This window comes from Gulosibacter hominis, assembly GCF_904842695.1.
Classification (GTDB): Bacteria; Actinomycetota; Actinomycetes; order Actinomycetales; family Microbacteriaceae; genus Gulosibacter; species Gulosibacter hominis.
Map to the genome: position 1 here is coordinate 255,619 of NZ_CAJGWQ010000001.1, position 22,743 is coordinate 278,361.

Consider the following 22,743-nt stretch of genomic DNA (forward strand, 5'->3'; position numbering starts at 1 on the left):
CCGACCAGCCGCTGGGTGGCGCATAGCTTTCTCCGTTTACACGGACGTGACCGCTGGTCACCGTTGCGGGAATCGCAGGCTGCGTAGCGTCACCAGCCGGGACGTTCGCGTTCTCCGCGCATCCCGTCAAGAGTGCGGCCAAGGTGACCAGCGAAACGGCGGCACAACGGGATTTGACTCGCATCATTCGGCTTCTTTCTCGTGTCACAGGCCGCAACGCTACAGCGGCAATCGCAGTCTAATGCTCAGCGTTCCAGCCGGATGCGGCCAACCGGATACCCCGCTCGTGATCGCCCTTTGCTCGCGCCACCCCGGCCGGGCTGGCGGCAACCTGCACCCAGGAGCCAGCAACATCGATGGCAAAGCTCCGGCGATGCGCGGTGCCCGATCGCTCATCGAACGCAGCAAAGTGACTGGCGAGCGCACCGTGTGGCCAATGATCGCTGATTCCGATGAATCCGGCCGAGCCATCCGCATCCGCCAACCAGGCCCGCAATGTTGCCGGAGTGTCGCAGCTGGCGACCAGCAGCCGCACGTCGAGTGAGCTGGCGAGACCGCTGAGCCCAGCGAGTTCTTGCAACTCACTACCGCACACGGGTGTGAAAGCGGCCGGTACAAACATCAGCAGCGAAGCCTCACCCGGCTTAAAAAGATCAATTGTGTCGCCTCGGTGTGTGCGCACCGGAAATGGGGATGCGGCGCGGGCTGACACGGTCGGCTCCATATTTGACTCCGCCCACCTTTACTACGAAAAATGCAGGGTTTGTTTGTTGAATGTGGCTAAGCTTGCAGCCGCATACTCTCACAACATTGAGAGTTCCCGTCAACTCTGACTCCGCTTCATGAAAGAGGTCACCAGTGGCTGTACACACGCAGGATCCCTACTCGGAAGATTTTGTCGATACCGATCCGCAAGAAACGGCCGAGTGGAAAGAGTCGCTCGACGCGCTGATCGATGAGCGCGGCCACCAGCGCGGCCGTGACATCATGCTGGCGCTCCTTGAACGCTCGCGCGAACGCCTGCTGGGCGTGCCGATGGTTCCGGTAACCGACTATGTCAACACCATTGCCCCCGGCGACGAACCCGAGTTTCCCGGTGATGAACAGCTCGAACGCACCTACCGCCGCTGGATCCGCTGGAACGCCGCACTCACCGTCCAGAACTCGCAGGATCCCGGCATCGCCGTGGGCGGCCACATCTCGTCATACGCTTCACAAGCGACGCTCTACGAGGTTGGCCTGAACCACTTTTTCAAGGGCTACGACCACCCGGACGGCCCCGACCAGGTCTACTTCCAGGGGCACGCATCCCCCGGTAACTATGCCCGCGCGTTTCTCGAGGGGCGGCTGACCGCCGACCAGCTCAGTGGTTTCCGCCAGGAAGCATCGAAGGCGCCAAACGGTCTGCCGTCCTATCCGCACCCGCGCCTGATGGAAGACTTTTGGCAGTTCCCCACCGTGTCGATGGGTATCGGCCCGATGAACGCCATCTGGCAGGCTCATTTCAACAAGTACCTGACCAACCGCGGCATCAAGGATGTTTCGGGCTCGCATGTGTGGGCGTTCCTCGGCGACGGTGAGCTCGATGAACCCGAGTCGCGCGGTCAGCTGCAGTTCGCCGCAAATAACGAACTCGATAACCTCACCTTCGTCATCAACTGCAACCTGCAGCGTCTCGACGGCCCGGTTCGCGGTAATGGCAAGATCATCCAAGAACTCGAGTCGTTCTTCCGCGGCGCTGGCTGGAATGTCATCAAGGTGATCTGGGGACGTGAGTGGGACGAGCTGCTCGAGCGTGACGAACACGGGGCACTGCGTCGCCTCATGAACGTCACTCCCGACGGTGACTTCCAGACCTACAAGGCCGAATCAGGCAAGTTCGTTCGCGATAATTTCTTCGCCCGTGACCCGCTCGCACTCAAACTCATCGAAAACTACACCGACGACCAGGTGTGGGGGCTCAAGCGCGGCGGCCACGACTACCGCAAGATGTATGCCGCCTATAAGGCCGCGGTCGAGCACAAGGGCCAGCCCACGGTTATTCTCGCGCACACCATTAAGGGCTACGGTCTGGGCAGCCACTTCGAGGGTCGTAACGCAACCCACCAGATGAAAAAGCTCACCATCGACGACCTCAAGCGGTTCCGCGATGGTATGCAAATTCCGATCTCGGATGCAGAGCTCGAGCGCGACATCTACAACGTGCCGTTCTACCGCCCAGATGACAACGACCCGGCACTCGAGTACATGATCGAGCGCCGTCGTGCACTTGGTGGCCCTGTTCCCGAACGCCGCTCGAAGTACACGCAGATCGACCTGCCCGACGACAAAACCTACGCGATTACCAAGAAGGGATCGGGGCACCAGGAAATCGCCAGCACGATGGGCTTCGTCCGCCTGCTGAAGGAGCTCATGCGCTCGGGCGAGTTTGGCCGCCGAATCATCCCGATTATCCCGGATGAGGCGCGCACCTTTGGTCTCGACTCGTTCTTCCCCACAGCGAAGATCTATAACCCGCGTGGCCAGCACTACATTGCCGTCGACCGTGAGCTACTGCTCGCCTACCGTGAGTCGCCGCAGGGCCAGCTCATGCACGTGGGAATTAACGAGGATGGTGCCACCTCGGCAATGATCGCGTCGGGCACCTCGTATTCGTCACACGGCGAGATCACGATCCCGATCTACATGTTCTACTCGATGTTCGGTTTCCAGCGCACCGGTGACGTATTCTGGGCGGCGGCCGACCAGATGACTCGCGGTTTTATCATCGGTGCCACCGCAGGACGCACCACCCTTACCGGTGAGGGCCTGCAGCACATGGACGGGCACTCGCACCTGCTGGCTTACACGAACCCGGCCGTTGTCAGCTACGACCCCGCCTATGTGTACGAGATCGGCCACATCATGCGCGCCGGTATCGAGCGGATGTACGGCGGCAAGCACCCCGACCCGAATGTCATGTACTACATCACCATGTACAACGAGCCGATGGTGCAGCCGGCCGAGCCCGAAAACCTCGATGTTGACGGCCTACTGAAGGGTATTTATTACCTGAACGCACCCGTGCGTAACGATGGCCCCGAGGCTCAGCTGATGGCTTCCGGTGTCGCAGTGCCGTGGGCACAGCACGCTCAGCAGCTGCTGAGCGACGACTGGGGCGTGCGTGCGCATGTCTGGTCGGTTACCAGCTGGAGCGAGCTGCGTCGCGAGGGTCTGGCGGCTGAGGAACACAACTGGACCCACCCGAGCGAGCCCCAGCGCGTGCCGTACCTCACCGACAAGCTCTCGGGTTCAAACGGTGTGTTCCTGGGCGTGAGTGACTACAACCACTCGCTTCCCGATATGGTTCGCCCGTTCGTGCCCGGCGACTATGTCACGCTCGGTGCTGACGGCTTCGGCATTTCCGACACTCGCCCCGCAGCCCGCCGCTTCTACAAGATCGACTCGCATTCGATCGTCGTGCGAGTGCTCGCCGAGCTTGCCCGTCGCGGTGAGATCGATCCCTCGGTCGTCCAGCAGGCGATTGATCGCTACGACCTGCACAACCCCGCTGCTGGCCAGTCGGGTACCGCGGGTGGCGACGCCTAAAAAGGCGCTCCCTGTGACCTACTGGTTCGAGGTCGCAGCAGGCTGATCATCAATTGACGATCTTGCCGGTGGTGGGGTTGCTGACCACTTCCCCATCACCGGCTCGGCATATGACTGAACTCACTCAAGATAAGCACGCAGCCATCACCTGGCTGCGCAGTATTACCGGCGATCTGAGCACCACGGTGCACAAGCGCATGGAGCAGCAGCTCCCGTGGTTTCTCGAGATGCCGCCGGGTCGCCGCTCGGCGGTGGGCCTTGTTGCCCAGGCAGGTATTGCCTCGTTCGTGCAGTGGTTTGAAAATCCGGATGCGGCCACCTGGGTTGCCCGTGACGTGTTCGATTCGGCGCCCCGCGAGCTACTGCGCTCGGTGAGTTTGCAGCAGACCCTGCAGCTGATCCGCGTTGTGGTGGATGTGTTTGAAGAGCGCACTCTGAACGCGCCGCAATCGATTCGCGAGGGTGTGCTGCGTTATTCGCGTGATGTCGCGTTCGCGGCCGCCGACGTGTACGCGCGTGCCGCTGAGGCACGCGGCCTGTGGGATGCGCGACTCGAGGCGCTGGTGGTCGATTCAATCCTCACCGGTGAGCACGACAACGAGCTACCGAGCCGCGTGGCCGCGCTCGGGTGGCACGGCCACGGTGAGGTTGCGGTGTTGGTTGGCACCACCCCGCGTCAGATCGAGGTGGATCAGCTGCGCCGCACAGCCCGCCACAACCAGGCCGATCTGTTGGTTGGCGTGCAGGGAAGCCGGCTCGTGGTGGTGATGGGCAGGTCGAAGCCCGCCGCAGACCTCGATGCCGAGCCGGTGCCGTTTTTACAGATCGCCCGCGCCATCGAGCCTGGTTTCGGTGAGGGACGCCTCGTACTCGGGCCGGAAGTGCCTTCGGTGGTGCAGGCGTCGCGGAGTGCTCGGGCAGCGCTCGCCGGCTTTTCGATTGTTGAGGCCTATCGACGCAGTGAGCGCCCGATGCTCGCCGACGATCTGCTTCCCGAGCGTGCGCTCGCCGGAGACTCGCTCGCGCGCCAGACGCTCGTGCAAAACCTCTATCGTCCGCTGGCGGATCACCAATCGGATCTTTTGCTGACGCTGTGGTGCTATCTCGATAATGGCCGGTCGCTTGAGGCCACGGCTCGTGAGTTGTTTGTGCATCCCAATACCGTGCGCTATCGCCTCAAGCGCATCACCGACCTCATTGGCTGGGATGCTACCGGCGCCCGCGAGGCGCTCGTGATGCAGTGCGCGCTCATCCTCGGGCAGATTGCCGACTCGGGTACTGCTGAAACGAACCGCCCGTTGTCTCGCTATCAGCGTCGCGATCGCTAGGCCGAAGCGAACAGTTGCCGGCGCATTTAGTAGCCACCCACGAAGTTTTTGCGTTTTTCTTGAACAAAACCACCAAGCAATCGGCCAAATTCCTGGAAAGATAGTCATCATGACCATTGCCGTGACATTCCCCGGCCAGGGATCGCAGAAGCCGGGTTTTCTCGAACCCTGGCTCAGCGAATCCAAACACCGCGAAACTCTCGAGCGCGTCAGTGATGCTGTTGACATCGATCTCATCAAACACGGCACGGAATCGGATGCGGAAACGATCCGCGACACGGCCGTTGCCCAGCCGCTCATTGTTGCCGCAGGCATCCTCGTTTGGGATGCGCTGGTAGCGCGCTCTGCTGATCAGCTCGCAGGAGTCGTGGTCGCCGGGCACTCCGTTGGTGAGATCTCGGCCGCCTACGCCGCCGGTGTTTTTGATGCCCCCACCGCCGTGCGGTTTGTCGCGCGCCGGGCAGAGCTCATGGCGGCAGATGCCGCTGCCACTCCGACCGGCATGGCGGCGGTGCTGGGTGGTGAACCGGATGCGGTTGTCGCGCAGCTCGAACAGCTGGGCGCCGCTGCCGCCAACTTCAATGGCGGTGGCCAGATCGTTGCAGCAGGCTCCCCCGAGACGCTGGCAGCGGTGCAGGCTGAACCACCGGCGGGTAGTCGAGTGATCCCGCTCAAGGTTGCCGGGGCTTTCCACACGCGCTACATGGACCGCGCACACGACACCCTGGCTGCCGAGATCGAGCAGTTCGAGGTCGCCGGCCCGCAACGCCCACTGCTCACCAATTTTGACGGTGCGCGCGTCGACTCTGGCATCCAATTCCGTCAGCTTTTGGTTGATCAGGTCAACCGTCCGGTGCGTTGGGACCGCTGCATGGAAACCCTCACGAAGCTTGGCGTATCCGGCCTGGTTGAGGCTGCCCCCAGCGGCACCCTGGTGGGTCTTGCCAAGCGCGCAATGCGCGGCACTCCCACGGTGGCGTTGGCCTCGCCAGACGACCTCGAGGCGGTTGCAACACTGCTCGACTCCGCCGCCCAGTGATCGACAGCTTTACGAAAGGATCGTTCCGAATGAGCGCACCAACCCTTAAGCAGGCCGTTGGTCACCCCTACACCCAGATTCTCGGTCTGGGGGCCTATCGCGGCGATACCGCGGTCGACAATCACGAACTTGCCGGACCGATTGACTCGAGTGACGAGTGGATTCAGCAGCGCACCGGCATCATCACCCGTGCGCGGGAACGCGGCGGTAAAAACGTTATCGACATGGGTGTCATCGCCGCCCGCGAAGCAATCGACAAGGCCGGCATCACCCCCGACCAGATCGGCGCGGTGATTGTCGCCACGATCACCAATGTGATGCAGACCCCTGCGGCCGCCACTCGAATTTGTGCCGAGGTGGGCGCCGGGGATGCGGTCGCCTACGATATTTCGGCCGGTTGCGCCGGTTATTGCTACGGCATTGCACAGGCTGATGCGCTGGTTCGCTCGGGAGTTGCCGACTACGTGCTCGTGGTGGGCTCTGAAAAACTCAGTGACCTCGTCAACCCCACTGATCGGTCGATTTCATTCCTGCTCGGTGACGGTGCCGGCGCCGCTGTGGTCGGGCCAGCTGACACGCCTGGTATCTCAAAGTCGGTGCTCGGCTCGGATGGCAGCAAGTGGGATGCCGTGGCGATGAGCGGTGAGCTGATGGCCTACCGGCGTGGTGAGGCTGAGTGGCCCTATCTGCGTCAGGATGGCCGCACGGTTTTCCGCTGGGCCGTGTGGGAGATGGCCAATGTGGCGCGTCAGGCGCTGGATGCAGCGGGCATCTCATCGGCGGATCTGGCCGCGTTCATTCCGCACCAGGCCAATATGCGCATCATTGATGAGTTTGCCAAGCAGCTCGAGGTGCCCGAAAACGTGGTGATTGCCCGCGATATCGCCACCACCGGTAATACCTCAGCCGCATCCATCCCGCTGGCAACGCACGCGCTGCTGCAGGAGCATCCCGAACTGTCCGGTGGTCTCGCACTGCAGATCGGTTTTGGTGCCGGTCTCGCCTATGCTGCCCAGGTGGTGCGACTTCCCTAGGGCGGGCGGTTTCTCGCCGCTTTCAGCCAACACGCTTAGGTTTTATTTAAATCCCTATCCCCCGGCCGCGTCCGCATAAACTGGCACGGCCACAATTCCATCAAGTAAGGAGAACCCCATGGCCTTCTCGAACGAAGAGATCCTCGCTGGCCTCGCCGAGCTCGTTAACGAAGAGACCGGTATTGCAGCCGACACTGTGACCGCTGACAAGTCGTTCACCGACGACCTCGACATCGACTCGATTTCGATGATGACCATTGTTGTGAACGCCGAAGAAAAGTTCGACGTGAAGATCCCCGACGCCGAGGTCGAAAACCTCAAGACCGTCCAGGACGCTGTCGACTTCATCGCTGGCGCACAGGCGAAGTAGTTTTTTGCTCGGATGTGGTCGGCCGCTACCAAATGGTCGACCACATCCCGCACCAGCGGGCAGCAGCCCGCTGCCAACAAGTCAGGCTTCCATTCGGTGTGGCACGGCTGCTGCATCGTTAAACGAGTGAAAGCAACAAATGAGTAAGAAGATCGTCATTACCGGCCTCGGTGCGTTTTCGCCGCTCGGTGCCACCGCTCCAGACAGCTGGGAGGCGCTGCTCCGTGGCGGTTCGGGTGCCCGGCCCATCGAACCCAAGGGCGTATTCGAATCAATTGAGCTTCCCGTAACCTTCGCTGCCAGCGTCGCAGTCGACCCCAGCGAAAAACTCGAGCGCGTCGTTGCCCGTCGCCTCGACCCCTCAAGCCAGTACGCGCTCATTGCCGGCCGCGAAGCATTCGCTGATGCTGGCCTCACCGAAGATTCTGTCGACCCCGAGCGCCTGCTCGTCGACTGGGCAACCGGTATCGGCGGCGTGTGGTCGCTGCTTGATGCCTGGGACACGCTTCGTGAACGCGGTGCGCGCCGTGTGATGCCGCTGACCGTGCCCATGCTCATGCCGAATGCGGCTGGCGCTGCCATCGGTATGCATCTCAATGCTCGCGCCGGTATCCGCACTGCAGTGTCGGCCTGCGCTTCGAGCACCGAATCGATCATTCAGGCCTATGAGCACCTGCAGCAGGGGCTGGCGGATGTGGTCATCGCCGGTGGTTCTGAAGCGGCAATTCACCCGCTGCCGGTCGCCGCATTCGCCGCCATGCAGGCGCTGTCAAAACGTAACGACAACCCGGAGGCGGCCTCGCGCCCCTACGATGTCGACCGCGACGGGTTTGTGCTCGGTGAGGGTGCGGCGGCGCTCATCCTCGAAACCGAGGAACACGCGCTGGCCCGTGGCGCCAAGATTTATGCCGAGGTTGCCGGCGGTGGTATTACCGCCGATGCCTACCACATCACCGCTCCCGAGCCCGAGGGCCTGGGGGCATCGCGAGCAATTGAGCAGGCGCTGCGCGTGGCGGATGCGAGTCCCGAGGATATCGCGCACATTAACGCCCACGCCACCTCCACCCCCGTCGGCGATATCGCCGAGTACAACGCGTTTAAGCGAGTGCTCGGTGCCCGCGTTGATGAGGTGCCGGTGTCAGCAACTAAGGCCGCAACCGGACACCTCCTCGGCGGCGCCGGCGCTATTGAGGCCCTGTTCACGGCTCGGGCGCTGTCGGAGAACTTGCTGCCACCGACCATCAACCTCGAAAACCAAGACCCCGAAATTGGTCTTGACGTGGTGACGAGCCCCCGCGAGGTGAATCTCGCAAGCGGTTCGCTGGCGGTTTCGACCTCGTTCGGATTCGGCGGTCACAACGCCGTGCTGGCGCTGCGAAAGATCTAGCATCACTTCGTAATACACAAGGCAGTGGGCTCCCACCGTATTCGGCGGGAGCCCACTGAGCTTTTATGCGGGTCTTGACCACTCATTGAGACGAAAACCAGTCGTCGACAAGACCTCGCGCGGGTGCCGGGACTGCTCTCAGTTCTTGACGGCAGCTAGCCGACGCGATGCATCCAGGTCACCGGGCTGTCGTCACCGGCGAGTCGGAAGGGCTCGAGTTCTTCATCCCATGCCTGCCCCATTGCCAGGCGCAGTTCGCGGTGCAGCTCGGTGGCGTTACCGCCGGCCACCTCGAGTGCGTAGCGGATGCGTTCTTCGGGCACCACAACATTGCCGGCGGCGTCGGTCTGCACGAAAAAGATTCCGAGACCGGGTGTGTGCATCCAGCGGCCACCATCGGCCCCGTCGCTGGGGTCTTCGGTAACTTCGAAGCGCAGGTGTTCCCATCCGCGCAGTTCGGAGGCAATTTTTGCCCCGGTGCCCACCGGGCCCTCCCAGGCGTATTCGGCCCGCAGCGTGCCGGGAATTACCGGCTGTGCAATCCACGGCATAGTTGTGGGCACACCGGTTGCACGCCCGAGCCCCCATTCGACGTGTTGACACAGCGCGCGCGGCGCGGAATGCACGTAGAGCACACCGCGCGTGTTCGGTGCAGTCATATTTCCTCCAGTTTCACGGGTGGTACGTCTTCCCCTACGACCATTCCGTGACTGCAAGCTCTCGATCAGCACCTGTATCAAGTTATCGACGCGTTCACGCGTAAACGTTTCTGCTGTCACCGGAATTATGCCTGACGCTACCCGTGAATGACAAGGGTGTAATCCATTCGTTCGGCGTGTTGCCAGGCAATAGTAAAAGGTGACCGGATGCATCCAGTAGCTGATGCATCCGGTCACCTTAACGGTGTGCTTGCGCTACGAGCGCGGGAACTGCACGAGCCCCATTTCGGCGGGCGAGCGCAGCAGTGCGTGTTGCGGAACCGCGCGCACGGTGAAACCGAACTTGCCCGGCACATCGAACGGCACCTGCGCAACCCAGCGACCGGCTTCGACATCGTCGCGGCTCATGGGCAGGGCCTGCGGTCTTTCGAGGTCGCCGAACTCGTTTACTTCGCCGATCAGCGCCTCAACGCGAACGTCCTGTTCCTGCAGCTCGCCGAGCTCGACGTGGGCGCTCAGCTGCACGTCGTTGCCGGTCGTGGGCTGGGCGGTCTCGTTGCGCACATCACGCACCACCACCTGCGACCAGGCCTGACGCACCCGCTGCTGCCATTCGGCGAATTCGCGCGGAGCCGACAGGTCGCGCACGGCGCGTGATGAACGGCCGGCGGGGATGTACAGCTCGGTGCAGTAGTCGCGCACCATACGTTCGGCGGTTACCTGCGGGCCGACTTCCGACATTGACGTGCGAACTCGGTCAACCCACTCCTTGGGTAGGCCCGTCGCGTCGCGGTCGAAGAACATCGGCGCAATCTCGAACTCGATGAGGTCGTAGAGCGCTTCCGACTCGAGCAGGTCGCGCTGGCGCTGGTCGTCGGTGGGCACATCGGGGATCGTCCAACCGTAGCGGTCGTCGCGCAGCTCATCCCACCAGCCGTCCGAGGTCGACAGGCTCAGGCAGCCGTTCATGACGGCTTTCATACCCGAGGTGCCCGAGGCTTCCTGCGGGCGGATGGGGTTGTTGAGCCAGATGTCGCTACCGGCGACCAAGAACTTGGCCATGGTCACGTCATAGTCAGGCAGGAACACCAGGCGGTCGCGGACACCGGCCTCGTCGGCAAAGCGGATGAGCTCCTGCAGCAGCTGCTTACCGCCCATGTCGGCGGGGTGGGCCTTACCGGCGATGATGATCTGCACGGGGCGGTCGGGGTTCGTGAGGATGCGGCGCAGACGCTCGGGGTTCTGCAGCATCAGAGTGAGCCGCTTGTAGGTTGACACGCGACGGGCAAACCCGATGGTGAGCGCGTTGGGGTCGAGCATCGACCGAGTCCAGCCGAGCTCTGCTTCTTCGGCGCCGCGGTCGAGCCACGACTGGCGCACCAGGCGGCGCGCGCGGGTAACCAGGTCGGCACGCAGTTCGTTTCGGATGCGCCATAGTTCCTGGTCACCAACGGCGTCGGCTTCGTGCCAGTGGTTGGCGGTGGCGAGTTCGCGGCCGCCACTCATGGCCGCAACCACCGATTTCATCGCACCGCGCGTCCAGGTTTGCGAGTGCACACCGTTAGTGATTGACGTGATTGGCACCTCGTCGATGTCGAAGTTCGGGTAGAGGTTGCGGAACATGCTGCGCGACACGGCACCGTGGAGTTTTGCCACACCGTTGGCGTACTGCACCATGCGCAGACCGAGGTGCGCCATGTTGAAACGCGACGGGTCTTCATCCGAACCGAGTTCGAGGATGCGCTGCACCGGCACTCCCCCGGCAACCAGTTCGCTGTGGCCCTGATCGTTGCCCTGCAGGTAGCGCTGCACGAGGTGCAGGTCGAAGCGGTCGATACCGGCCGGAACGGGGGTGTGCGTGGTGAAAATTGTCGAGGCGCGAACCACCGCCAGCGCGGTTTCAAACGATTCGCCCTGCGCCATGATCTGCCCGATTCGCTCCACACCGAGGAAGCCCGCGTGGCCCTCATTCATGTGGTAAACGTCGGGGTGCGGCTGGCCCGAGATTTCGCAGAAGCGCTGCACCGCACGCACACCGCCAACACCCAGCACAAGCTCTTGTTTGATGCGGTGCTCAACATCGCCGCCGTAGAGACGGTCGGTGATTGAGCGGAAGTCTTCGGGGTTCGAGTCGATATTGGTGTCGAGTAGCAGCAGGGTGGCGTTACCCACCACTACCTTCCACACGGCAACGTCGACGGTGCGGTTTTCGGGGAACTGGATGCCGATGTGCAGCTGCTTGCCCTGCTCATCGAGCACGGGTGCCACGGCGAGACTGTCGGTGGGGTGGGTGGTGTAGTTCTCTTGCTGCCAGCCCTCGCGCGAGAGGGTCTGCGAAAAGTAGCCGTAGGTGTAAAGCAGACCGATGCCGATGACCGGGGCGCCCAGGTCGGAGGCCGATTTCATGTGGTCGCCCGAGAGCACGCCGAGGCCGCCCGAGTAAATCGGCAGCGATTGGGCGATACCGAACTCCATCGAGAAGTAGGCGACGGTGGTGTTGGCGTCTTCACTGCCACGGGTCTGCTTGGCGTACCAGCGGTCTTGTTCGAGGTAGCTTTCGAGCTCTTCGAGCTCTTGTTCCATCCGGTGCAGGAACTCGGCGTCGGTGGAAAGTTCACGAAGTCGCGACGCGGGCAACTGCTGCAGCAGCTGGATGGGGTTGTGCCCGGTCTCTCGCCACAGGTGGTCGTCGATTGAACGGAACAGTCGTTCTGACTGCGGCCGCCAGGTCCACCGGAGGTTCATGGCGATGGTTTCGAGGGGCTTGAGCGCTTCGGGAAGTACGCTCTGGACGTCAAGAGAATTGAATGCCTTCACACCTGTCAGCGTAGCCAATCAAGTAAACGGCATATGGGCACTTGGCGGATAGATGCTGAACATTCGGCGGCTGAGGCGGACGCGGCCCGCGGCACATCCCGCAACAGCGGCTGTTGCGGTTGACAGTCCTTGATGGCCGCTCAAGTGTCAAGACGCACTCACGAGTTAGTGGGGTGGACGGGACTTGAACCCGTGACCGATGGATTATGAGTCCACTGCTCTGACCTGCTGAGCTACCACCCCGTGGACGTGACCATATTACGCGGTCACGTCGCTGTCGGTGCAATGAACGCCGACCTCTGCGCCGGCTTCGGGCGCACGTGGCCGTCGCCGTGCACGAGCCACTTCGTGGTGGTGAGTTCGGCGAGCCCCATCGGGCCACGGGCGTGCAGCTTCTGGGTCGAAATCCCCAGCTCGGCTCCCAGCCCGAACATGCCACCATCCGTAAATCGCGTGGATGCGTTCACCATCACCACAGCGGCATCCACCTCGGCCGTAAATTGTTCGCTCGCGGCAAGCGATTCGGTGATGATGCACTCGGTGTGCCCGGATGAGTAGCTGCGGATATGCTCGATTGCCTCGTCAATCGTGTCGACCACACGCACGGCAAGTTCGTAATCGAGGTATTCAGTTTCCCAATCGGTTTCGGTGGCCGCTGCAACATTCGCGCCGCCGGGAATGAGATTGCGGATGCGATCATCGGCGTGCAGGGTTACGTTCCGTTCGGTGAGCGCTGCATACATGCGCGGCACAAACGCCTCCGCCACATCCGCGTGCACCAGCAGGGTTTCAACCGCGTTGCACACGCCAACTCGCTGGGTTTTTGCGTTGATCACAATCTCTAGCGCGTGATCGAGGTCGGCATCCGCATCCACATAGATGTGCACGTTTCCGGTGCCGGTTTCAATTGTGGGCACGGTCGACTGTTCCACAACGGTGCGGATGAGCCCCGCTCCCCCTCGCGGCACCAGCACATCCACGAGTCCGCGGGCGCGCATCAGCGCCACCCCGCCCTCGCGACCGTAATCATCCACGCTCTGCACGAGGTCACGCGGCAGCTTCACCTGTTCGAGTGCATCCCCCAGCACCCGCACGATCACCCGGTTTGATTCCAGCGCTGCCGAACCGCCGCGCAGCACCACGGCGTTACCCGATTTCAACGCCAGCCCGGCCGCGTCGACCGTGACATTCGGGCGGGCCTCGTAAATCATGCCGACCACACCCATCGGCACCCGCTGCTGACGCAGCCGGATTCCGTTCGCGAGCGTCGAACCACGCACGATTTCACCAACCGGGTCGGGCAACGCCGCCACCTCCCGTAGCGCAGCGGCGATGCTCGCCACGCGCTCGGTGGTGAGCTCGAGTCGGTCGAGCAGGCCGGCACTCATCCCGCTGTCGCGACCGCGCTGCAGATCGAGCGCGTTCGCGGCGATAATTTCGTCGCTGGCGGCGGTCAGCGCGTCGGCGCAGGCAAGTAGCGCGGCGTCTTTGGTAGCGCGGGTTGCGGTGGCGAGTGATCGAGCGGCGATCTTTGCCTGCCTGGCGATTTCGAGCACCTGTTGCTCGATTTCGTTGGCGGTCAGATCGGTTTCGGATACGGCGGCGTTGGCGTTCATATCAGGAGTCTAGCCATACTGGCCGTCACCGATGCAGCTATTGCCCCCGGTGAAGCTATTGCGCTGTGTGCTGGTTCCGGCCGACGATGACCATATCGTCACGCTGCACAATGGCACGCACCTTGCGCACGCCGCGCTGCTGGCTCAACTCACCGCTTGAGCGGCCCAGCATTTCGGGCAGTTCGTCGGCGTCGTAGGCGATGATGCCGTGCGCTACGGGCTCGCGGTCTTCGGTAATCACTTCAATGGGGTCGCCAGCCACGAACGTGCCCTCGACCTTGCGAATACCAGCCGCAAGCAGCGATGCACCCCGCTCACGCAGCGCTTCGGCCGCGCCCCGGTCAATAATGATCCGCCCGTTCAGCCCGGCTGCGTGCTCGAGCCAGGCCTTACGGCGGCTCGAACGTCCCGCCTGCGGCACAAACCAGGTGCCCACATCCTCGCCATCAATGAGTGCGCGATGCGCATTGGCGGCGGTGGTGAGCATCACGCCAATACCCGAGCTCGTGGCGATCTCGGCCGATTGCAATTTGGTGATCATGCCGCCGGTGCCGAATGTCGAGCCCCTACCGGTAACTTTCACGTCGGTGAGCGCGCTCAGATCGGTGACGAGCGGGATGCGTTTTGCCCCGGCCGTCACCGGCGGCGCGTCATACAGGCCGTCAACATCGGTGAGCAGCACCAGCGCATCCGCGTGCACAATCTGTGCGACCAGCGCCGCGAGTCGGTCATTGTCACCAAACCGCAGTTCGCTCGTGGCTAGCGCGTCGTTTTCGTTGACGATCGGCACCGCGCCAAGTTCGAGCAGCCGCTCCATCACCTGCACCACATTGCGGTGCCGGTCGCGGCTGACGGTGTCGCCGGCGGTCATGAGAATCTGCCCCACCGTGATGTCGTAGGCCGCGAACGCATCGGTGTAGTGCGCCATGAGCGCTGATTGGCCAACAGCCGATGCCGCCTGTGCGGTCGCAACCTCAGTTGGCCGAGCATCCAGCCCGAGCGGCATGAACCCGGCGGAAATACCGCCGGAGGTGACCAGCACCACCTGGGTGCCGCGCTCCCACACCTGTGCCAACACATCCACGAGCTTGCGCAGCGCCGGAATGTTGAGTCGGCCGTCGGGGCGAGTCAGTGAGGATGATCCGATTTTGACAACCACCCGCTGTGCCCGCTGCAACAGCGAGCGGTCAGCCGCCACAGTGTCGGTTGCGGCTACGGTCTGGGGGTACGAACGCGGATCGGTCACCCCTCTATTGTGCCGTGTCTGGGCGCACCGTCGGAATCGATCCAGTAACCGCCTCGACCACGTTATCGAGCGAGTGGTCTTGTTCGTTGGCCGAGTCTTTGGCCACATCATCGGCGCTTTCGCCCCGATAGAGACGCTCAAACAGCGTCATAGTGGCGTCAATATCGTGCATGTCGACCATGTCGTATCCGGCACGCCCCATTTTGACGCGCTGCTGGTGTGGTGCATCCAACACCCGCTGCAGCGCCTCGGTGCAGGCGTCAACATCGTTCGGCGGGAAAAGATAGCCGTTCACACCGTCGTGCACGAGGTGCGGGAGCGCCATCGCGTTTGCGGCCACCACCGGCAGCCCGGATGCCATTGCCTCCATAGTTGCGATTGATTGCAGTTCGGCGGTTGAGGCGATCGCGAACACTGTGGCGTCACGATAAATGCCGCGCAGCTGCTCGTCGGATACCCGCCCGTGAAACACCACCTGCTCGGCAACACCCTGTTCTTTAGCGAGCCGTTCGAGCGTGCCGCGCAGATCGCCATCGCCCACAATGTCGAACCGGAGTTCGGCGTGATTTGGCAGTTTTGCAAACGCTTTGATGAGCACATCGATGCGTTTTTCGCCGGTCACTCGACCAACAAAGGCGATGCGTTTGACCGGTTTTTTGTTCCAATCGGCGGTGTAGTCGCTCTTCCGCAGCCCGCACGAGATGGCCAGCACATGACCGATCCCACCGTTTGATTCGAGAAAGTCTGCCGCCCGACGCGTGGGGGTTGTGAGCGCATCGGTGGCCGCAAAAGTTTTGCGTGCATCCGCCCACCAAATCTTTGATCCGAGTCGCTGCAGCGGTTTGATCAACATCGTGTGCTCGAGCAGGTTTTCGAGCATGAGGTGGTTGGTGCCGATAACGCGCAGCTCGGGGTAGGCGCGCGCCTCACGCACAACAGCACGTCCGAGCACCACTGCCGACTGATAGTGCACCACATCGGGTTTGATCTCGGCGAGTTTTTTGCGCATCCAGTGCCGTGCCCGCCACGGCTTTACATAGCGCAGCCAGTCGTGAGGCCACCAGCGATCGGATGGCAGACGGTGCACGGTGAACGTCTGCCCGTCGTAGGTTTCCTGCGCTGTGCCGTGGTAGCGGTCGGCGGAGGGTACAACTACGTGCACGTCGTGTCCGCGCGCCGCCATTGATGAAGCGAGGTTGACCGTGAACTTTGCCGCTCCATTGATGTTGGGCGGGAAGGTGTCTGCAGCGATGAGTAGCCGCAGCGGCTTGCTGTCGTGGTCCCCATGCTCGCGCTGCTGGTTGGCCACGCGGTTATCTGGAGTTTCGGGACTGGTTGACGCTTCGGGGCTGGTGGGCACTGGGTCGGTCCTTGTCTGGTTACGGTCGACAGACGATCTTAGTTGAACCCCAGCTCGAAAGGGCATCACCCCGCGGTAGCAAAGTAGGGTGTTTCTATGACGATTTTGCCCATCCAGATCTATGGCGAACCCGTGCTGCACGATGCTGCCGAACCCATCAACGAAATCAATGATGAGGTGCGACAGTTGGTTGCCGACATGTTCGAGACCATGGATGCGGCACCGGGAGTTGGTCTTGCCGGCCCGCAGGTGGGCGTAAACAAGCGACTATTTGTGTATGCCTGGGATGAGCCGGGCCTGTCGGTGCGGGATGTGGCAATCAACCCCGAGCTATGGCTCGCCCCTATCGTGCCCGAATCAATCGACGAGGTTGATCCCGACGAAGAAACCGAGGGGTGCCTCTCGTTCCCCGGTGAACGGTTCCCGCTGCGCCGCTCGCAACGGGTGCTGATGCGCGCAACGAATCTAGACGGCGAGCGGTACGAACTCGAAGCTGAGGGCTGGCTGGCGCGCATCCTGCAGCATGAGAACGACCATCTCGACGGCGTCATCTATATCGACCGGCTGGCGGGCAATGACTGGCGAATGGCGCAAAAGATTCTTCGCAAGCGCCGCTGGGGCGTGCCGGGATGCTCATGGCTGCCGGGCACTGACGACCTCGAGGGGTAGCTTGGGCGATGCTTTGAGCGCTTTCTGAGCGATTCGCGGTTGTCTGTGAATACGCTTGGCATCGGGTGATTTTTGGGCTTGTTTTTGCATCCCTCGCTGCTAAGGTGACCGCAACCTCGACGACGTCGTCGCCGGTTACCGCAGACGAAGGAGTGCGCATGCCGCTCTACGAATTTAGATGTCCCGAGCGCCACGTGTCCGTGGCCTTGATGCCAATCTCAACCGCTACTCGCGAGCGGGAGTGCCCCGATTGCGGTGCGACCGCGCACCGCCGCATCAGCGCGCCGGCGGTGTTCACTGCAAACCGCGCCGCGGTCGCTGCCATTGACGCTACAAAACGCAGCGCACATGAGCCACAGCTGGTATCGAGCCTGCCCACAAGCGGTGCAAAATCACCGACCCGCGTGACACACGATCCGGCACATCGAGGCCTTCCTCGTCCCTAGCTCCAGTTCCAACAGATACCCATCGCTCAAAGGAGAGACATGCCGAAAAATCTGTTCCCCCTCGACTCATCCAAGAGTTTCCCCGAACAAGACATTGTTGGGCACAACCGCTGGCACCCGGATATTCCCGCAGCGGTCACTGTGAACCCCGGAGACTCATTCCGCATCGATTGTCGAGAGTGGTTTGACGGTCACATCAAAAATGATGACAGTGCCGAAGACATCCTGACCGCGCCGGTCAGTAAGGTGCACGCGCTTTCGGGCCCGTTTCACGTCAAGGGCGCCAAGCCCGGAGATCTGCTCATTGTCGACATTCTCGATATTGGTGCGATTCCTCAGGAAGAGGGCCCGCTGGCCGGCCAAGGCTGGGGCTACACGGGAATTTTTGCAAAGAACAACGGCGGTAGCTTCCTGGTCGACCAGTTCCCCGACGCGTACAAGGCAGTGTGGGATTTCAATGGCCAGACGGCAACCTCACGACACATTCCCGGCGTCTCGTTCACCGGCATCATCCACCCGGGGCTGATGGGCACGGCGCCCTCGCATGAGCTGCTTGCGAAGTGGAACCAGCGTGAGGGCGACCTGATCGCCACCGACCCCAACCGGCTGCCGCCGCTGGCGCTGCCGCCGGAGCCACAGGACGCAATTCTCGGTAGCCTCACCGGCGCAGACTACGACCGCGTTGCCGCCGAGGGCGCCCGCACCGCTCCCCCGCGGGAAAACGGCGGTAACCAAGACATCAAAAACCTGTCAAAGGGTACCCGCGTGTTCTACCCCGTGTTCGTTGACGGGGCGAACTTCTCGGTCGGCGACCTGCACTTCTCACAGGGTGACGGTGAAATCACCTTCTGCGGTGGCATCGAGATGGGTGGCTACATTGACGTACACGTGGATGTGATCCCCGGCGGTATGGACAAGTACAACGTCAAAGAAAACGCCATCTTCATGCCCGGCAACGTTGAACCGCGCTATAGCGAGTGGCTTTCGTTCTCGGGCACTTCAGTCACGCTGGATGGTCAGCAGCGGTATCTCGACTCGCAGCTCGCCTACCAGCGCGCCTGCCTGCACGCGATCGACTACCTGAGCACCTTTGGTTGGACGCCCGAGCAGGTGTACCTGCTGCTGGGTGCCGCGCCGATCGAGGGCCGCCTGTCTGGCGTTGTCGACATTCCGAACTCGTGCGCAACCGTGTACATTCCCACCGCGATCTTCGATATTGATGTGCGGCCGAGCGCCGGAGAAGTTCCGCGGATCGATCCCGGTATCGGCGCTCCCCGCGCGGCGAACCGCTAACCGTATCTCCCATTCAAACGCCGGGGGCGGTGTCGAGCTCTTTAGCTCGGCCGCGCCCCGGCGTTTTTGTTGCGTTGGGTCCCAGGCTGCTGAACGGTACACAGATCTGAAAAACAGTCGGTACGTCGCCCAGTCGGGGTGTTTTAACTGTCGGCTTCCGCTCCCTGCTTACGGCGAATCATCAATAGCCACAGCCCCAGCCCGGCGATCATCACCGTCAGCGCGATCAGGGTGTGTTGACCCTCAGCACCGGTACCGGCGAGCCCGTTGTTGTCAGCCTGGTTGTCTGCTGCGCTGCTGGATTCTTGGCCACTGGCGCCTGTCTCCCCTGGTGGAATTGGGGTGCCGGTGGCATCGTCTCCAGGTTGCTCATTGTCACCAGGGTTCTGACCGTCGCTCGGCGGGGTCGACGAGTCTTGCTCGCTTACCTCGACCTTGATCTCGGCCGTGATGCCGCCGGTGGTCACGCTGATGGTCGTAGCGCCCTTCGCAAGGGCCGTGACCTCGCCGGTAACCGGATCAACGGTGGCAACCTGTGGGTCGGAGCTCGACCACACGTGCGAGAGCGGTGCCTGCACGGGCATCACCGGCGGATTATTGTCGCCCTTACCCGCTGTGTTGATTGCGGTCGCGGTGTATTGACGGGTTTCGCCGACAGGCAGCGGCTCGGGATCGGTGTTCGTCGATCGGCCGTCAACCGGGCCCTGCTTATCTCCCTGATCGATCTCAACCGATTGCAGCAGCGGTTCAACCGTGTACTGCACGGTACCGTCCGGGTTTACGTGAAAGAGAGCGAAGTGGTAGAAGCCGCCCTTGTCTGGCGCAGTGTAGGGTGGCGTGCCAATGTCTGCCACCGTGAACTGCGGGATACCCGTTTCAGCGGTTCCGGGTCGCCCCATTGGATCGATGAACTGGCTGGCGAACCCTCGAGAATGGCCGTAGAACACCACTACTCGTTTGTCGGGGTGAGCCTGCTTGTAATTATCGATGATTTGCAGGAACTGCTGCGCTTCCCAACGGTTCTGGAACTGGTTCGATTTATTTGGGAGCGGGTCGTACGCGGGCCAGTGCGTGGCAATAAACACCGTCTTGGTCGATGCTGACTCGAGTTCATTGACGAACCAGTCGTACTGATACTCGCCAGGTACCTGCTGGCTCTGGCTGGCCGTCACTCCACCGCGCGAGCTGTCAACTGAGATAAACGTTGAGTCACCCTCAACAAAGCTGAAGTGTGTGTCTTGGCCGAATACGTCGTAGAAGTTGCCGTTGGCCGGAAGCGCGCCCTGGCTGACTTCGTGATTTCCGACGACGTCATACAGCGGTACGCCGAAGCCTTCCCACTTCTCCTTTGCGAATTGCAGGTTCTCAACGTCCCCGGTGTCGGAGATATCTCCGAGGCTCACAGCGATTTCGGGTCGACCTTCTTCCGCGAGCGGTTCGACGGTCTGTCCCGCTTGGCTGGTGTAGGTCTCCCCCTTGGTGCGCTTGGCCATGTTGTCGACGTTGACCGCGCTGGATGATTCGGGCTGAGCTGCAATCAGGTGACCGTCATCACCCATGATGTACGTGGTGCCGCCAGGTTTGAACGCCTCGGCACTATTTTCGTACTGCAGCCAGTCAGGGTTGCCAGATGCGATGGGCTCGTAGTCATCCTCGGCTGCGCTCGGCGGGTAACTCAGTTCGGCTTTGGCAAGTTTGAAGGTGCCCGAACTCGCTTCTTTAGCGTTTTGTCCCACCCAGCGAATATTGCTGAAGTGCAACGGGTATTCGGTCAGCTTCCCCCAGCGCACCTTTTTGCGGATAGTGATCCACTTGTTGTACTGGTCAGGACGGATTTCTGACCACAGAGCCTGCACCTGACCGTTCGCATCCACGAGATTGTTTACGAGCCAAGCCGGTTGCGGATTCTCGGCATCGTTTTCAATTTTTACCGTGAAGTACACGTAGGTTGGCGCGATACCGTTTCGCTGTGGCACCTCAAAACTCGTGTCGCCATCGGGCAAAATCGTTACCGAGTGCTGTTTCGGGTCATTGGGGAACGAAAAGTCGAAACTCACCGAACTCGACTGGTCGGAGCCTTCCGGCACATCATCGGATGCAACAAACCCGCTTTCAGGTTGAGTCGTCGCGCCGTCCTTGGGCTCGGTCTTGAACTTCGCAGGGTCATCCGCAACGAAGATCGTCTCGTAGTTTGAGCCCGAGCTGATTTGTGTGGCTGCTTTTTGGTCGCCGAGCGCGGCAGTCACCGTCACAACGCCTGCTCCAGCCTCCGCTGCAACGTAACGGCCATCCTTGCTGATCTCGCCGAGCTCTGCATTGTCAATCGACCACTCGACCGACCCGGCGGGCAGCGCGACTTCCTGACCGTCCTTGATGCCGACGAGTGTCAGCTGCTGTTCATCGCCATTGTCGACACGCGGACTATCAGGACTGACAGCGAGGCTGTCGAAGTCGCTGATGACCTCCACGTCAATCGTCTGTGCGATGCCGTTAACGCTGGCGGTGAGGGTCCCGGTTCCTGCCTCCTTAGCGGTGAAGGTACCGTTCTCCCAGCTGCCGAGTGACTCCGGAGCAACCGAAACGTCCACCGTGTCCCCGGTGGGATTGCCATTGCTATCGGCGGCAAATGCACTCACCGAGGCTTTGGCACCGGCGGCCACCTGTAGCGGTTCGTTTCCGTTCAAATGTACTGATGTGGCAGAGCCGATCTCGGTGGCGGTGCTGTAAAGGAAGATTCCGTCCGAGACTGGACGTTCGGGGCCGCCTCCGGTTGCCGGGGCGTTCGCAACGGTGGTTTCGGTGTCTCCCGGCACGCGAGTAACCATCGTGCTCGATCCGCCACCGTCAAGCAACACTGCATCCGTGATGCCGAGTGATTTCAGGTAGTTGGCAACGTACTTCCAGTTGACCCCCAACGCAGTGTCGGCAGGCTGGCCACCGTCAAAGGTGATCAGCACGAGCTTGCCGTTGCGATCAACACCCGCGGCGGTTTCGGGATGCACTTTTTTGAGTGACGGCATTTGATGATTAGGGTCGTCAAACACCTCACCGTCCTGCAAGATTCGTCCCGGCCCCTGCACCATATCGGCGATGTCGTTGTTGGGTGCGATTTTCGATTCTGTGGTGATGCTAGAACCAGCCGCTGCGTTGTCGTGCAACCACTTGGCGCCCGAGCTGTCTGGTCCACCCGCGAGCAACCCGTAGGTCCCCTCGGACAGCTCGTCGAGTGCAGCGACGGTTTTCACTTCGCTAATCTGGATGGTCTTGCCGCCATCGGTTGAGGCACCGACGGCGAGAGTCTTCTCACCTTCAAGCCAGGTGCTGGCGACCTCGCCGAGACGGGGAGTGATCAGCGTAATTTGGTCTTCGCTTGCTCGGTCGATCCAGTTGATTGAGTCGAGCGCGTGTGTCCCTTGAGTTCCGGTGATTGTGCCGGAAAATTCTTGTTTGCCGATCTTGATCGAGCCGTCTTCAAGCACCGAGAAGGTGCCTTCCTGGTCGTGAGCCGGGCTCTTCCAGATTTCACCACCGGCGATATAGCCGAGGTTCGGTTGTCCGGACGCGTTGATGCGGAAATAACCGCCATTCACGCCAGCAATCGCTCCGGTGCGGTTCGCCATAGACGAAACCGCTTCGTTTTCGGGATCAATGATTCGATCATGTGAGCTGACGGTTCGCACCGCAACGTTGGGGTCGTTCGTGTCAGCGGTGACTATGTTGATGGGCTGGTGCCCTTCTACCGAGTCAATGATTTCTTCGGAGTATTCCACTCCATTGGTGAGCTGTAGCGGGGCGGTTGAGGTTCTTTTCGTGATCGTCGCCCAGCCCGCAATCTGTTCAGGCATCCAGGTGTTAGCGGTCGACGCGGCCCGAACTGGGCTGACCCCCGTC

General features: G+C 61.7%; 16 protein-coding genes and 1 tRNA gene. 9 read left to right on the forward strand and 8 right to left on the reverse strand.

Features of this window, described 5'->3' with window-relative positions; genetic code table 11:
* Positions 1-238: 238 nt before the first annotated feature.
* Complete coding sequence (locus JMV54_RS01190) at positions 239-724, reverse strand: redoxin domain-containing protein (RefSeq protein WP_201517050.1); 486 nt, start codon at positions 722-724, stop codon at positions 239-241.
* 134 nt (positions 725-858) lie between these two features.
* On the opposite strand from JMV54_RS01190, the gene aceE reads away from it, so the two are divergent.
* From aceE to JMV54_RS01220, 6 genes are all read left to right on the forward strand, one after another.
* Positions 859-3,588, forward strand: coding sequence for a pyruvate dehydrogenase (acetyl-transferring), homodimeric type (aceE, locus tag JMV54_RS01195; protein WP_201517051.1), 2,730 nt, complete (start codon positions 859-861; stop codon positions 3,586-3,588).
* A 110-nt stretch (positions 3,589-3,698) separates the two neighbouring features.
* Positions 3,699-4,916, forward strand: coding sequence for a PucR family transcriptional regulator (locus JMV54_RS01200; RefSeq protein WP_201517052.1), 1,218 nt, complete (start codon positions 3,699-3,701; stop codon positions 4,914-4,916).
* Positions 4,917-5,025: 109 nt separating this feature from the next.
* Positions 5,026-5,955: an ACP S-malonyltransferase gene (locus tag JMV54_RS01205; protein WP_201517053.1), complete on the forward strand. Its 930-nt coding sequence runs from the start codon at positions 5,026-5,028 to the stop codon at positions 5,953-5,955.
* 29 nt (positions 5,956-5,984) lie between these two features.
* Positions 5,985-6,989 carry a beta-ketoacyl-ACP synthase III gene (locus tag JMV54_RS01210; protein ID WP_201517054.1) on the forward strand — a complete coding sequence of 335 codons (1,005 nt, stop codon included), beginning with the start codon at positions 5,985-5,987 and terminating at the stop codon, positions 6,987-6,989.
* 118 nt (positions 6,990-7,107) lie between these two features.
* A complete protein-coding gene (locus JMV54_RS01215; protein WP_201517055.1) occupies positions 7,108-7,359 on the forward strand; it encodes an acyl carrier protein in 252 nt (83 codons plus the stop codon).
* 139 nt (positions 7,360-7,498) lie between these two features.
* Positions 7,499-8,746 carry a beta-ketoacyl-[acyl-carrier-protein] synthase family protein gene (locus tag JMV54_RS01220; protein WP_201517056.1) on the forward strand — a complete coding sequence of 416 codons (1,248 nt, stop codon included), beginning with the start codon at positions 7,499-7,501 and terminating at the stop codon, positions 8,744-8,746.
* A gap of 155 nt (positions 8,747-8,901) precedes the next feature.
* Here JMV54_RS01220 and JMV54_RS01225 read toward each other — a convergent pair whose 3' ends face one another.
* The 6 genes from JMV54_RS01225 to JMV54_RS01250 form a co-directional block, all read right to left on the reverse strand.
* Positions 8,902-9,405, reverse strand: coding sequence for a DUF3145 domain-containing protein (locus JMV54_RS01225; protein WP_201517057.1), 504 nt, complete (start codon positions 9,403-9,405; stop codon positions 8,902-8,904).
* Positions 9,406-9,660: 255 nt separating this feature from the next.
* Positions 9,661-12,222 (reverse strand): alpha-glucan family phosphorylase, encoded by a 2,562-nt coding sequence (gene glgP / locus JMV54_RS01230; RefSeq protein ID WP_201517058.1) that lies wholly within the window; start codon positions 12,220-12,222, stop codon positions 9,661-9,663.
* Between the two features lie 169 nt (positions 12,223-12,391).
* Positions 12,392-12,465, reverse strand: a tRNA-Ile gene (locus tag JMV54_RS01235).
* Positions 12,466-12,488: 23 nt separating this feature from the next.
* Positions 12,489-13,838, reverse strand: a complete 1,350-nt coding sequence (locus tag JMV54_RS01240; protein WP_201517059.1) for a glutamate-5-semialdehyde dehydrogenase — start codon at positions 13,836-13,838, stop codon at positions 12,489-12,491.
* A gap of 55 nt (positions 13,839-13,893) precedes the next feature.
* Entirely contained in the window at positions 13,894-15,084 is a 1,191-nt protein-coding gene (proB, locus tag JMV54_RS01245; RefSeq protein ID WP_230972750.1) for a glutamate 5-kinase, read from the reverse strand.
* Between the two features lie 4 nt (positions 15,085-15,088).
* Complete coding sequence (locus tag JMV54_RS01250; RefSeq protein WP_230972751.1) at positions 15,089-16,444, reverse strand: glycosyltransferase; 1,356 nt, start codon at positions 16,442-16,444, stop codon at positions 15,089-15,091.
* A gap of 96 nt (positions 16,445-16,540) precedes the next feature.
* Here JMV54_RS01250 and def point away from each other — a divergent pair, with 96 nt between their 5' ends.
* The 3 genes from def to fmdA all read left to right on the forward strand — a co-directional run bounded on the left by def (position 16,541) and on the right by fmdA (position 18,852).
* On the forward strand, positions 16,541-17,113 hold the full coding sequence (gene def / locus JMV54_RS01255) for a peptide deformylase (RefSeq protein ID WP_201517061.1): 573 nt from the start codon (positions 16,541-16,543) through the stop codon (positions 17,111-17,113).
* 158 nt (positions 17,114-17,271) lie between these two features.
* Positions 17,272-17,559, forward strand: a complete 288-nt coding sequence (locus JMV54_RS01260; RefSeq protein WP_201517062.1) for an FmdB family zinc ribbon protein — start codon at positions 17,272-17,274, stop codon at positions 17,557-17,559.
* A 39-nt stretch (positions 17,560-17,598) separates the two neighbouring features.
* Positions 17,599-18,852 carry a formamidase gene (gene fmdA / locus JMV54_RS01265; RefSeq protein ID WP_201517063.1) on the forward strand — a complete coding sequence of 418 codons (1,254 nt, stop codon included), beginning with the start codon at positions 17,599-17,601 and terminating at the stop codon, positions 18,850-18,852.
* Positions 18,853-18,995: 143 nt separating this feature from the next.
* On the opposite strand, the gene JMV54_RS01270 is transcribed toward fmdA, so the two are convergent.
* Positions 18,996-22,697: a phosphodiester glycosidase family protein gene (locus JMV54_RS01270; protein WP_201517064.1), complete on the reverse strand. Its 3,702-nt coding sequence runs from the start codon at positions 22,695-22,697 to the stop codon at positions 18,996-18,998.
* Positions 22,698-22,743 lie beyond the last annotated feature (46 nt).

Excerpts from the sequence above, each read along its gene's own strand:
- JMV54_RS01190 (WP_201517050.1), bottom strand. The coding sequence starts at position 724 with ATGGAGCCGACCGTGTCAGCCCGCGCCGCATCCCCATTTCCGGTGCGC.
- JMV54_RS01200 (WP_201517052.1), top strand. The coding sequence starts at position 3,699 with ATGACTGAACTCACTCAAGATAAGCACGCAGCCATCACCTGGCTGCGC.
- JMV54_RS01205 (WP_201517053.1), top strand. The coding sequence starts at position 5,026 with ATGACCATTGCCGTGACATTCCCCGGCCAGGGATCGCAGAAGCCGGGT.
- JMV54_RS01210 (WP_201517054.1), top strand. The coding sequence starts at position 5,985 with ATGAGCGCACCAACCCTTAAGCAGGCCGTTGGTCACCCCTACACCCAG.
- JMV54_RS01215 (WP_201517055.1), top strand. The coding sequence starts at position 7,108 with ATGGCCTTCTCGAACGAAGAGATCCTCGCTGGCCTCGCCGAGCTCGTT.
- JMV54_RS01220 (WP_201517056.1), top strand. The coding sequence starts at position 7,499 with ATGAGTAAGAAGATCGTCATTACCGGCCTCGGTGCGTTTTCGCCGCTC.
- JMV54_RS01225 (WP_201517057.1), bottom strand. The coding sequence starts at position 9,405 with ATGACTGCACCGAACACGCGCGGTGTGCTCTACGTGCATTCCGCGCCG.
- JMV54_RS01240 (WP_201517059.1), bottom strand. The coding sequence starts at position 13,838 with ATGAACGCCAACGCCGCCGTATCCGAAACCGATCTGACCGCCAACGAA.
- def (WP_201517061.1), top strand. The coding sequence starts at position 16,541 with ATGACGATTTTGCCCATCCAGATCTATGGCGAACCCGTGCTGCACGAT.
- JMV54_RS01260 (WP_201517062.1), top strand. The coding sequence starts at position 17,272 with ATGCCGCTCTACGAATTTAGATGTCCCGAGCGCCACGTGTCCGTGGCC.
- fmdA (WP_201517063.1), top strand. The coding sequence starts at position 17,599 with ATGCCGAAAAATCTGTTCCCCCTCGACTCATCCAAGAGTTTCCCCGAA.
- JMV54_RS01270 (WP_201517064.1), bottom strand. The coding sequence starts at position 22,697 with ATGCCTGAACAGATTGCGGGCTGGGCGACGATCACGAAAAGAACCTCA.